Below are 12997 nucleotides of genomic sequence, written 5' to 3' on the forward strand. Positions count from 1 at the left end.
ATCTACTATTAAAAATGAAATAAACAAGTAATCACAACATTTTAGTAACTTCTTGGATCAATTCTAAAACTACATCAAATTGTTCTTCTCGGGAAAGATGGGAATTATCTATTTCAATTGCTTCATCGGCTTTAACTAAAGGGGAATCGTCCCGATGGGTATCAATATAATCGCGTTCCTGCACGTTTTTCAAAACAACCTCGTAAGGCACATTTTGCCCCTTACTTTTCAATTCATCAAAACGACGTTCCGCTCGAGTTTCTGGACTGGCAGTCATGAAAATTTTAAGTTCCGCATCCGGGAAAACAACAGTAGTAATATCCCTTCCGTCCATAACAATGCCTTTTGCTTTGCCCATTTCTTTCTGTTGCTCCACCAGTTTTTTACGAACTTCTGAGACCTCTGCTACCCTACTTACAAAATTTGAAACTTCAATAGTTCTTATTTCATTTTCGACATTAACATCGTTTAGATACATTTCGGCAAAACCCAAATCAGGATTAAATTTGAATTGTAATTTTATAAATGGCAAACTATTAATTAAAGATTGTTTATCAAAAAAATCAGCATCAATGTATCCGTTTTGCATTGCAAATAAAGAAACCGCTCTGTACATTGCGCCAGTATCCACATAAACATAGCCTAAATGTTTGGCTAACTGTTTCGCTAAAGTGCTTTTTCCGGTAGAGGAAAATCCGTCAATGGCAATGGTAATTTTTTTATTCAAAATATACTATATTAATTGTTTATAATCATTGGCTGTTAAAGTTAATTGTTAGCCCAAACAAACTGGTATTCGCGGCCAAAGTATATCTGGAATACGAATAGTCAAATTTGAGTCTACCCATTTTTAATCCAAAACCAACTGAAATTCCGGAAAAATTGCGCTGTTCTAACAATCGTAACTCTTCTCCTCTTCTAAAATTGTATCCTAATCGAAGATTAAAACTTCTGGTTGGAAATAGTTCTGCCCCAATGATTACATGGCGTAAGGTATTATTAAAGAAAGAAACTTTCTCTTCTATAACACCTCCATCTAAAGTATTTTGAACTCTGGCAGGATTCGAAAAAGCTATATCCCATTGTTGTAAATTCTCCAATGTTAAATGCCAACGAATGGGCACATTCTCTAATTGTTGAGAGACCCCCATCATGATTTCCATGGGTAATTTTTCATTCGTTCCAGAATAGGTCGTGAATTGCGTCCCAAAATTCCGGATAACGATGGCATAATTAATATGTTTTTTATCATCAACATATAATCCACCCAAATCTATAGCACCCCCAAAAGAATTGTACGTCTCTAATGTTGAAGAGATCAGTTTTCCGCTGGCACCAAGATGAAAATTTGTTTTGGGAATGGCGTACGAATATCCGAAATTTAAAGCTACCTCACTCCCTGTAAAACTTGAAGTTGCTGATCCATTTTCATCATAACCATCTATAGTGCCATAATTCACATAGTTGACTCCTGCCTGAAATGTTCTCAATCTATTGTCGAAAGTATACCCATAGGACGCCGTTCCGTATGCAGCTTCACCAAAATAACTGCCGTAGTTTAACGCCAATCGGTTATTCATTTCGGGATTGATGGCAGCTGGATTAAAATTGGCCTGATTCACATCATGGTCATAAATGGTTATATTTTTCCCTCCTAAAGCAGCTTGTCTTGGTGAGGTAACTAAATTCAGAAACTGATAGACAGATTTTCCCCCTATTTGACTATAAGACACCGTGCAAAATAAAATTAGAATATAATAAAATCTCTTTTTAATCATGTTACTGTCGCTGTTTCTATAAGGTATAACGCAATTGCGAAGGTATTATTTTAATAAAAAAAAGACTAAATAATTAGCCCTTTTTTATTTATAATATTTTGGCGTTTTTTACTTTCTGATTCGTTATCGCTATTGTTAATACCTCACTCATTTCCTTGACATAATGAAAAGTCATACCTTCTATATATTCCTCTTTTATTTCGTCAATGTCACTTTTATTTTCATGACACAAAATAATTTCTTTGATATTAGCCCGTTTTGCAGCTAAAATCTTTTCTTTTAATCCACCAACTGGCAATACTTTTCCACGCAAGGTTATTTCCCCTGTCATAGCCAAACTTTTCTTAACTTTCTTTTGGGTAAGCACCGAAACTAAAGAAGTTAACATAGCAATCCCTGCACTTGGCCCATCTTTTGGCGTTGCTCCTTCAGGAACGTGCAAGTGAATATTATATTTGGACAGCGTTTCTGGATTTAATCCTAAAAGTTCAGCATTAGCCTTAATATATTCTAAAGCTATTGTGGCCGATTCCTTCATCACCGTACCTAAATTTCCAGTAATGGTCATTGCTCCTTTTCCTGGAGAAATCAGTGATTCTATAAAAAGAATATCACCTCCAACAGCAGTCCAAGCTAAGCCAGTTACCACTCCCGCAACATCATTATTTTCGTATTTGTCTCTTTCCAATCTAGGAACGCCAAGGGAATGAACAATGTCTTCGTCGGTTACTTTTTTATTGTACTCTTCTTCCATAGCAACCGATTTTGCCGCATTACGAATCACTTGGGCTATTTTAGCTTCAAGGCCTCGAACTCCGGACTCACGAGTGTATCCTTCGACTATTTTTTCCAGTTGTTTTTTACCGATAGTCAACTGTTTAGAGGTTAGGCCATGTTCTTTCAACTGTCTTGGAAACAAGTGTTGTCGGGCAATTTCCACTTTTTCTTCAATCGTATACCCCGACATTTTGATTACTTCCATTCTGTCTATTAATGCAGGTTGAATCGCCGACATGTTATTGGATGTGGCAATAAACATGACTTTTGACAAGTCATATCCCATTTCCAGAAAATTATCGTAAAATGAATTATTTTGCTCCGGATCTAAAACTTCTAATAATGCTGAAGAGGGATCTCCGTGACTGCTAGTTGATAATTTATCGATTTCATCCAAAACAAAAACGGGATTTGATGTTCCTGCTTTTTTCAAACTTTGGATAATCCTTCCTGGCATTGCGCCTATATATGTTTTTCTATGACCACGAATTTCCGCTTCATCTCGCAAACCGCCTAATGAAATACGAACATATTCCCTACCTAAAGCTTCAGCAACTGATTTTCCAATCGATGTTTTTCCAACTCCAGGAGGTCCTGTTAAGCAAATAATTGGCGATTTCATATCATTTCTCAATTTCAAAACAGCCAAATGTTCAATCATTCGTTTTTTCACATCTTCCAGCCCAAAATGATCTTTATCCAGAATTTTTTGTGCTCGCTTTAAATCGAAATTATCTTTAGAATATTCATTCCAAGGCAACTCTAAAAACAACTCCAAATAATTCCTCTGAATACCAAAATCAGGTGCCTGCGGATTCATACGCTGCATTTTAGACAATTCTTTTTCAAAATGTTTCTGCGTTTTTTCGTCCCATTTCTTAGTTTTTGCCTTTTGACGCATTTCATCCAACTCCTCTTCTTGAGAAACTCCACCCAATTCCTCTTGGATAGTTTTCATTTGTTGGTGAAGGAAATATTCACGCTGCTGTTGGTCTAAATCAAAACGAACTTTTGATTGAATATCATTTTTCAATTCAAGTTTTTGCAACTCAATATTCATGTAACGAAGCGTCTCTAAAGCCCTTTCTTTCAAGGCATTAATTGCTAATAAATCTTGTTTTTCTTTTACCGACAAATTCATATTTGAAGTCACAAAATTGATTAAAAACGATTGGCTTTCAATATTTTTAATTGCAAATGTAGCTTCGCTGGGAATATTTGGACTTTCCTTAATAATTTGAATGGCTAATTCTTTTATAGAATCCAGAATAGCTATAAACTCCGTATCATGTTTTCCTGGTCTTTTTTCCTCAACTTCCTTAACATTTGCAATTAAATATGGATTTTCCGAAGTTACGGTTTCTATTTCAAAACGTTTTTTCCCTTGAAGAATAACCGTGACATTACCATCGGGCATTTTTAGCACTCGCAAAATTCGGGCAACGGTACCTATTTTATGGATATCATTTTTTGTTGGGTCTTCATCTTCTTCATTTTTTTGGGCAACAACACCTATAATTTTTCCAGCGGCATTGGCGTCATTAATTAGTTTAATAGACTTATCGCGACCAGCGGTAATTGGGATTACAACTCCTGGAAATAAAACCATATTACGTAACGGCAAAATTGGCAATGAAGTTGGTAGCTCTTCATTGTTCATTTCTTCTTCGTCTTCTGGAGTTAATAATGGGATTAAATCGGCTTCAGAATCGAATTCTTGTAGTGACAGATTGTCCAGTGTTAATATTTTGTGGTATGACATGGTATCGTGTAAGTCAAAATGACATTAGGTTTGTAAATGGAATAACAAATATAATACAACTTGACATTAATTTAATTTAAAATCGATGTAAAGCGTATTAATTCGTTTCATCTCCTAAAAAGACAAATTTTATGCCATAAAAAAATCCGCAAGAAGCGGATTTTAACTTTTTAAAATTAACAATTAATTTAATTTATAACTAAATAATTCCTGAGTAGTGACTTGGCTGTTAAATTCATTTGTCATTTTCACAGGACCAACATCTTTTGCAAACCAATAATAACTTGTAGTAGAGCTACTTGGAGATGATATACCCGAAACAGTTTGAATGCGCTTAATTTTAATAACGTTGTTATAAGTTTTGCCATTAATGGATAGTGTAGCATCTTTTTCAATAATTGTGGAAACTGTAGATACATTTAATGCAATAGGCGGTATTCCGGAATAAGTGGTAGTTTGAACATAACTGTCGTTCCACGTTCCGCCAACAAGCAAATAGTCTTTTAGAAGGATGGTTTCTGAACCTGTTGTTGTTGCCCCTGCTGTTGATACATCTTCCATTTTTAAATAATAATCCCCATTTGATTTTCGTATTCTTTGTGTTCCACTGGCACTGCCTGAGACTTTGTTAAATGTATAATAGGTATTATTTCCGAGAGTATTCATTGAAACTATTTTCATGGATTCTTGTACATTGCCATTAAGTTTAAAAACCCACTCATTATTTATTGCAGTAGGCCAAAAATCTCCTGTGGAACTTCCTCCTCCAGTATTCAAATTAATTGATGGATCAATTGGCTCATCACTACAAGATGTTATACTTAAGGCTGCAAAAAACAATAATAGGGTGGTAATCAATTTTATTTTTCTCATTTTTCTGATTTTTGAAAAGTTTATTTTTCTCAAATGTAAATTATATTTATTTCAAAACTCCTATTTTTTTGAGAGAACGCTATTAAAAAAAGAATATCGTTACTATTGTATTCCATTTTTGTCTAAGAGATTGATTCTACTTTGTAACATAAGGGATATTTGTAAAAACCCCGTTAGTGAATTCTTTTGTCAAAGTAAGGTTTCCTGTTTTATTAAAACCCGTAAAATCAAAATTTCCTGAAATTCTCATATTCCCGGTATTTACGGAAGTGATTTTGATTTGACCCGTATTGGCGTATGCATCTGCCGGATTAATGCTTTGATATATTGGTTGACTGACTCCTCCGCTATATAAGATGATATTCTTATTTGTTGGATAAGATCCTATTGTCATTTCTGGAATAGGAATTGTAAAAGATTCCTTTTGAATGCCCTTAGATGCATACAGAGTCATTAGTCCATTTATAATTACTGCATTAACTTCTGTTGCAACATAGGTTTGTCCACTAAAACCCACCTTAAACGAAATGGGCAAAACCGAATTTGTAGGATTTAAATTTGATGTTGTATTAACAGGTTCATTTTCACAAGAGAACAAAAAAAGTATTGAAAACAGTACCAAAATGCCCGTGATTTTTATATTCTTCATTTGATAGTAATAAAATTAATATTAGAAAAGTAATTATTTTGATTGTTGATAAAAAATTAAGCCTTAATGTATGAAGCAAAATCATGTCTTTTCTCCTTTTTAGTTCTTAGTTTTACGTTCATCCAAAGCATTATTTTTTGGAACCCTATTCAATAACAATACTCCGATAATAAAAAAAATAGCTAAAAAAACAATCGCAAACCTAGGACTGCCCGTAATTTGGTCAATAATCCCATATACACACATCCCAATAACTATTCCGATTTTTTCGGAAACATCAAAAAAACTAAAAAAGGAAGCGGTATCTTCCGTTTCGGGTAATAGTTTAGAATAGGTTGAACGTGACAAAGCCTGAATTCCGCCCATGACCAATCCTACCAAACCCGCCATAATATAAAAATGGATGGGTAAAATTATAAAATAAGCCGCCACACAAAGCAAAACCCAGAAGCAATTGATGGCGATTAGGGTTGGGATATTTCCGAATTTAGCAGATGCTCTAGACGTCAAAACAGCTCCCAAAATTGCAACCAACTGTATCACTAAAATACAAATAATTAACCCCGTTGTACTATCACTTTTAGATTCCCAAGCAATTTCCTGTGCCCCAAAATATGTTGCAATTAACATCACAGTCTGCACCGCCATACTGTAAACGAAAAAGCTCCTTAAATATCTTTTTAATGCCTTATTATGTTCGAGTAATCTCCAAACTTTTTGCAACTCCTTAAAGCCATTAAAAACAACTGCCTTTGTCACCTTGTGCTCTGAATTTCTATTTCCTTTGGGCAAAAAATAATAGACATATTGGCTAAAAATAATCCACCAGATCCCTACCATAATAAAGGAATAGCGCATAGCTTTCATTGCAGCTTCACCACTTGAACCAGAAATTCCAAATAGATCAGGTTTCATTATCATTGCCAAATTAACAATTAATAAAATCACGCTTCCTATATAACCTAAAGAATATCCTTTGGCACTCACCTCATCTTGTTGTTCCGGAAAAGCAATATCTGGCAAATAGGAATTATAAAATACTAAGCTACCCCAAAAACCAATTAATCCTAGAAAATAAAAAACCAAACCCACATAAATATTTTCAAGACTAAAAAAATACAATCCCATGCAGGACAGCGCCCCTAAATAGCAAAAAAACTTCATGAATCCCTTTTTATTCCCAACATAATCAGAAATCCCAGATAAAATTGGAGAGATAAAAGCAACAACTAAAAACGCAAAAGCGGTTACAAAACTTATTAAAGCCGAATTCTTAAGATTCATTCCAAAAACAGAAATGTAATGATCCCTATCTGAAAATAATGCTTCATAAAATATTGGAAAAACTGCTGATGAAATCACTAATGGGTAAACAGAATTTGCCCAATCATAAAAAGCCCACGCATTTAATAGTTTTTTACTTCCTTTAGGTAAATCTTCCATATAGTATCCTTTTAATCTTGCGAATTTATTTATTTTTTTGCTACGAATTACATGGATTTGTCTGAACTTAATCATTCAAAACAAGAAAAGTAACATTTGCGGTAAAACACAACTAAGTATCAATAAGAAAGCCACTTCAAAAGAAATGGCTTAATTTATATACTTTAAAAAATTTATTATTTAAAAACAACTCCAAATTTCAAAGCTTCAGCTTTAGCTTGAGGAATTAAACTCTTGATTTTAGCAATTCTAGTTGCGTCTGATGGGTGCGTACTCAAAAATTCCGGAGGTGCATTCCCTCCCGATTTTGCTGACATCCTTCCCCAAAAAGCAACTGCCTGATCAGGATTATAACCTGCAATGGCCATTAAAGTAAGTCCAATCATATCGGCTTCTGATTCATGACTTCGGCTAAAAGGAAGCATTGCCCCATATTGAGAACCTAAACCATACGCTTGTTGCCAAATTTGCTGCTTTTCAGCACTTTGTTTTCCAGTAGCAAGTGTTACTCCAACGGCTCCTAATTGTTGCAATTCAGCAGCACTCATACGTTGAGCACCATGATTTGCCAGTGCATGCGAAACCTCATGGCCTATAACGGTAGCTAAACCAGCTTCATCTTTAGTTATAGGTAAAATCCCAGAGTAAACCACAATTTTTCCACCTGGCAAACACCAAGCATTCACCTCTTTGCTCTCCACCAATTTATAGTCCCATTGATAATCTTTTAAATAACCTGAATAACCATTTGCATTTAAATACTTTTCTGCTGCCGTTTTAATTTTCATTCCTACCGTTTCTACCATCCGCGCATCAGAAGTTCCGGAAACAACTTTGTTTTCTTTTAAGAAAGTTCCGTATTGCTGGAATGATGACGGAAACAACTCACTATTTGAAACAAAATTCAAGCTGTTTTTACCGGTAAATGGATTTTTGGCACATGAAATAACCAAACTAAAAACCCCAATAATAATTAAGTATCTTTTCATAATTTATTTTATTATATGTGAACAAAAATACATCTCATATAAACATTGAAGTTACATAATATTATTTTATTCTTTCATATTTACGAGAAATTAAACACCTGTAATGTAAATTTCTGTAAAGTCTTTATCTACGATTAACGTATTTAAATTAAATGACGCATCGTTGAATGAAATATGTTCCTTATCAATCATTATTTTTTTTACTTTAAAAGGTAATCCGTGAAGATTAATTTTAAATTTGGTATAATTAGTGACAAACTTCCCTTCTTTATGTTGCTGAATGATCAGTTCTTTTTCTTTACCTGTAAAACTAAATGTAGCTAAACTAAATCGTCCTTTATTATAATCATATCCATCTTGGGCATCTTCATAAAGAACCGACTTTTCTTTACCCAATTTAAAATAAACTTCTAGTGTGATTTCTTCAAATTCCAATTCACCAACGTATTGTTGTACTGGATATTTTGGAATAATTGCTCCTTCTTTTACAAAAATTGGAATTTGATCAAAATCAGTCTGTACCCAAAGTTCCTTTTTACCATTAACCAATTCGTCAGTCCAATAATTATACCAATTCCCGGTTGGCAAATACATGCGACGACCCTGTGCATTAGGCTCTAAAATAGGACACACCAAAATTTGGTTTCCAAAAATAAATTCATCTGTTCTATAATGTGTTTGTGTATCTTCTTGGTCAAAATACACTAATGGTTTCAACATAGGAACTCCATCATTAATATATTCCCAAAACATGGTGTAGAGATAAGGGAGCAATTGGTAGCGTAATTCAACAAATTTCCTAGTGATATCAATCACTTCTTCATCAAATGACCAAGGCTCTTGGTCACCATGGTCTCCGGAAGAATGGGTTCGGCAAAACGGATGAAATACCCCTAACTGAATCCAACGTGCATACAATTCTCCGGTAGGTTGTTCAGCAAATCCACCAATATCAGATCCGGTAAACCCCATACCTGAAATAGACATTCGTTGCACCTGAATATTGGCTATCCACAAATGTTCCCAACTCGCAACATTATCACCTGTCCAAGAAGAAGTATACCGTTGCGCACCAGAATAGGCCGAACGCGTAATAATAAAAGGACGTTTAGGGTATGCAAACTGTTTAACCCCTTCATAAGTGGCACGAGCCATTTGGGTTCCATATATATTGTGCGCTTTCCTATGACTGCAAGGATTTCCATCATAATCGTGACGCACATCCATCGGGAATGTTTTACCCGGAACTTCCATTACTGCTGGTTCGTTCATATCATTCCACACGCCCTTTACCCCAATGTCCGAGATTAGTTCTTTAAATAATCCTGCCCACCATTCTCGCACTTCAGGATTTGTATAGTCCGGAAAATTACATTCTCCAGGCCAAACTTTTCCTTTCATGTAAGGACCATCGGCTCGTTTACAAAAATAATCTTTTTCAAGAGCTTCATTGTAAACCCAATAGTCTTTGTCTATTTTTATTCCCGGATCAATGATAACAACGGTTTTGAAACCGTCTTCAGCTAATTCGGCAACCATTTTTTTGGGATCTGGAAAATATTCTTTATTCCAAGTAAAACAACGGAAACCTTCCATGTAATCAATATCGAGATAAATCGCATCACAAGGAATTTTGAGCTCTCTAAATTTACCGGTTACCTCTTTTACTTTGCTCTCGGGATAATAACTCCATTTACATTGGTGATACCCTAAAGCCCAAAGTGGTGGCAATTCAGGTTTTCCTGTTAAATGTGTATAGGTTGTAACCACGTCTTGCATTTGTGGACCATAAATAAAATAGTAGTTCATTTCCCCACCTTCTGCCCAGAAACTAGTTACATTTCTTCGTTCATGACAAAAGTCAAAAGTGGTTTTAAAAGTGTTATCAAAAAATATCCCATATGAATTTTTATTTTGTAAGCCAATATAAAATGGGACAACCTTATATAAAGGTTCTTGATCCTTATGATAAGCATATTGATCTGTCGCAAAATTTTCTACCCTTTTTCCTTTCAGATTCATTTGGGAAGCTTTATCCCCTAACCCATAAAAACATTCTCCATCTTTAGAAGCCTTACTCATTTTGACGATATTCCCACCAAAATGGTAACTTTCTTCCCAATGAAACCCCAACTCATCCTCAAGAATGCAATTTCCTTCCAAATCCGTTATCGAAACCCGTAAATCTTCTTTTTGAATTTTACAAATTACCTTACTCGTTTGAATTATGTAGCAATCTATATCATCAGCAAGCTCTAGCAAATTATAACCGTGGGATTGAGTTTTGTCAATTGCATACGAAAAATCTTTGCTAAAATAACCTTTGGTAGTGTATCGAAAACGAAGAAGACTATCTCGAAGTACAGTAACTTTTAAAATAACGCTATTGTCTGTATAGAAATAGACGCTATCCACTTCCTTTTTAAATTCTACTATTTTTGAAGGATATAAATCTCCTTTAAATTCTAATTCGGTATTTGTTATCATGGTATTTTGTTTAAGTTCATAGAGACTATTTGAAATAGCCACTAAAGTTCCAAACATACAAAATTAGTTTGTTTATAGAAATGAATTTAATATATTTCTACGAAAACGTTATCGTAAGTATGTATTCCCATTAACCTTATATTTTTTTGTGTTTTATTCTGAAGTTTGATTATAAAAAAAATCTCTCCATGTCTATATCACGCATAAAAATGTTTAGAGATAAACAAATCGCGTCTTGGTGACTTGGAGAGAGATTATAAAAATTGTATTAAATAAATAATTCCAATTATGATATTTTAAAAACAGTTACGCTCAACGGTGGCAACACTAATGCAGCTGAAAAATCTCTGCCGTCACATGGATCTGCTTCAATTTTTATAGATTTAGTGAAAGTTTTTCCGCTTCCTCCATAAATAGTTTCATCGCTATTGAAAACCTGAGTCAATTTTCCTTTTTTAGGTATGCCAATGCGATAATTTTCTCTAATTACTGGTGTGAAATTACAAACTACGACAAGGTCATCTTTAGGGTCATTTCCTTTTCTAATATAGGACATTACCGCATTTTGAAAATCAGAATAGTTAATCCATTCGAAACCTTCAGGACTGAATTGTTTTTCGTGCAATGCGGGATACGTTTTGTACAGGGCATTTAGATCTGTAATCACCTTTTTGATGCCATCATGAAAATCATATTGAAGTAGATGCCAATCTAAACTGCCTTCAAAATTCCACTCACTGCTTTGCCCAAATTCAGCACCCATAAATAACAATTTCGTCCCCGGATGCGTAAACATGTAGCCATAGAGTAATCGCAAGTTGGCAAATTTTTGCCATTCATCTCCTGGCATTCTTCCTGCAATAGATTTTTTTCCATATACCACTTCATCATGTGATAAGGGCAACATGAAGTTTTCAGAAAATGCATAAGTCATAGAAAATGTCAAATCGTTTTGGTGGTATTTTCTGTATATGGGTTCTTTTTGAAAATACTGTAAGGTATCGTGCATCCAACCCATCATCCATTTCATTCCAAAACCTAAGCCTCCAACAAATGTTGGACGAGAAACCATTGAAAAAGAGGTACTCTCTTCGGCAATAGTCTGTACACCTTCAAAATTTGAATATACTGCTTCGTTAAAATCTTTTAGGAAACTGATGGTATCCAAATTTTCTCTTCCTCCAAAAATATTTGGCTCCCATTCTCCTTCTTCTCTAGAATAATCCAGATACAACATTGACGCTACGGCATCAACTCGAAGTCCATCTGCATGATAATGTTGCAACCAAAAAATGGCATTACTAATCAAGAACGACCGTACTTCATTACGTCCGTAATTAAAGACTAAACTTTTCCAGTCTGGATGGTATCCTTTTCTTCTGTCTGGATGTTCAAAAAGATTTGAACCGTCAAAAAAACCTAAACCATGAGCATCATCAGGAAAATGAGACGGAACCCAATCTAAAATTACTCCAATTCCAGCTTGGTGAAGTTTGTCAACCAAAAACATAAAATCCTGTGGTTTTCCAAAACGAGAAGTAGGCGCAAAATATCCTACCAATTGGTATCCCCAAGACGGATCGTATGGAAATTCCATTATAGGCATAAACTCCACATGAGTGAAGCCCGTTTCTTTTACATAATTCACTAAATCTTCTGCAAATTCAAGATAGGTCAAGAATTTCCCTTCTGCATTGCGTTTCCAAGATCCCAAATGTACCTCATAAACAGAATAAGGCTTGTCTAATCCGTTTTTATCTTTACGGTTATCCATCCAAGATTTGTCTTTCCATTTGTATTCCAAATCCCAAATAACTGATGCGGTATGTGGGGGATGTTCACAATACAGAGCAAAAGGATCTGCCTTTTCAGTGATAATATCATTATTGTTCGATTGGATTTTATATTTATAGGTTGTCCCTTTTTCTAAACCTGGAATAAACCCTTCCCAAATTCCAGAAGAATCCCAACGTACTTGCAGTTGATGATCCCCTTGAATCCAATAATTAAAATCCCCAACTACTGAAACGGAACGTGCCGAAGGCGCCCAAACCGCGAAATAAACTCCCTTTACCCCTTCAACTTCTATAATATGTGCCCCGAGTTTTTCGTATAGTCTAAAATGTTTTCCTGCTTTGAATAAATCGATGTCGAAATCGGTTAAAAGGGAATGTGATTGTACTTTGTTCATTTTAATATTATTGTTATTTTTTGTTAGTTTTTTCTAAACAGTTAATTA

At 34.7% G+C, this 12997-nt stretch carries 9 protein-coding genes; all 9 read right to left on the bottom strand.

The window, feature by feature from the left end; all coding sequences use genetic code 11:
* Positions 1-31: 31 nt before the first annotated feature.
* The 9 genes from cmk to glgB all read right to left on the bottom strand — a co-directional run bounded on the left by cmk (position 32) and on the right by glgB (position 12949).
* Positions 32-727 carry a (d)CMP kinase gene (gene cmk / locus DB895_RS09600; RefSeq protein WP_116725148.1) on the bottom strand — a complete coding sequence of 232 codons (696 nt, stop codon included), beginning with the start codon at positions 725-727 and terminating at the stop codon, positions 32-34.
* Between the two features lie 25 nt (positions 728-752).
* The gene (porQ, locus tag DB895_RS09605; protein ID WP_116725149.1) at positions 753-1778 is read right to left on the bottom strand and encodes a type IX secretion system protein PorQ; all 1026 of its coding nucleotides are present in this window, start codon (positions 1776-1778) and stop codon (positions 753-755) included.
* A gap of 88 nt (positions 1779-1866) precedes the next feature.
* Positions 1867-4317, bottom strand: coding sequence for an endopeptidase La (gene lon / locus DB895_RS09610; RefSeq protein WP_116725150.1), 2451 nt, complete (start codon positions 4315-4317; stop codon positions 1867-1869).
* 183 nt (positions 4318-4500) lie between these two features.
* Positions 4501-5190, bottom strand: coding sequence for a BF2992 family fimbrillin-A clan protein (locus DB895_RS09615; protein ID WP_116725151.1), 690 nt, complete (start codon positions 5188-5190; stop codon positions 4501-4503).
* Between the two features lie 136 nt (positions 5191-5326).
* Positions 5327-5839 (bottom strand): DUF6252 family protein, encoded by a 513-nt coding sequence (locus DB895_RS09620; protein ID WP_116725152.1) that lies wholly within the window; start codon positions 5837-5839, stop codon positions 5327-5329.
* Between the two features lie 99 nt (positions 5840-5938).
* Positions 5939-7282, bottom strand: a complete 1344-nt coding sequence (locus DB895_RS09625; protein ID WP_116725221.1) for an MFS transporter — start codon at positions 7280-7282, stop codon at positions 5939-5941.
* Positions 7283-7458: 176 nt separating this feature from the next.
* A complete protein-coding gene (locus DB895_RS09630) occupies positions 7459-8271 on the bottom strand; it encodes a M48 family metallopeptidase (protein ID WP_116725153.1) in 813 nt (270 codons plus the stop codon).
* 90 nt (positions 8272-8361) lie between these two features.
* On the bottom strand, positions 8362-10758 hold the full coding sequence (locus DB895_RS09635; protein WP_116725222.1) for a glycoside hydrolase family 31 protein: 2397 nt from the start codon (positions 10756-10758) through the stop codon (positions 8362-8364).
* A gap of 286 nt (positions 10759-11044) precedes the next feature.
* Positions 11045-12949 carry a 1,4-alpha-glucan branching protein GlgB gene (glgB, locus tag DB895_RS09640; RefSeq protein WP_116725154.1) on the bottom strand — a complete coding sequence of 635 codons (1905 nt, stop codon included), beginning with the start codon at positions 12947-12949 and terminating at the stop codon, positions 11045-11047.
* Positions 12950-12997: the final 48 nt, after the last annotated feature.

Source organism: Flavobacterium psychrotolerans (assembly GCF_003097635.1).
In the GTDB taxonomy this organism is placed as follows: domain Bacteria; phylum Bacteroidota; class Bacteroidia; order Flavobacteriales; family Flavobacteriaceae; genus Flavobacterium; species Flavobacterium psychrotolerans.

Bases quoted from the DNA above. Each gene is read 5' to 3' on its own strand.
- DB895_RS09625 (WP_116725221.1), bottom strand. From the start codon at position 7,282: ATGGAAGATTTACCTAAAGGAAGTAAAAAACTATTAAATGCGTGGGCT.
- DB895_RS09630 (WP_116725153.1), bottom strand. From the start codon at position 8,271: ATGAAAAGATACTTAATTATTATTGGGGTTTTTAGTTTGGTTATTTCA.
- lon (WP_116725150.1), bottom strand. From the start codon at position 4,317: ATGTCATACCACAAAATATTAACACTGGACAATCTGTCACTACAAGAA.
- glgB (WP_116725154.1), bottom strand. From the start codon at position 12,949: ATGAACAAAGTACAATCACATTCCCTTTTAACCGATTTCGACATCGAT.
- DB895_RS09620 (WP_116725152.1), bottom strand. From the start codon at position 5,839: ATGAAGAATATAAAAATCACGGGCATTTTGGTACTGTTTTCAATACTT.
- porQ (WP_116725149.1), bottom strand. From the start codon at position 1,778: ATGATTAAAAAGAGATTTTATTATATTCTAATTTTATTTTGCACGGTG.
- DB895_RS09635 (WP_116725222.1), bottom strand. From the start codon at position 10,758: ATGATAACAAATACCGAATTAGAATTTAAAGGAGATTTATATCCTTCA.
- DB895_RS09615 (WP_116725151.1), bottom strand. From the start codon at position 5,190: ATGAGAAAAATAAAATTGATTACCACCCTATTATTGTTTTTTGCAGCC.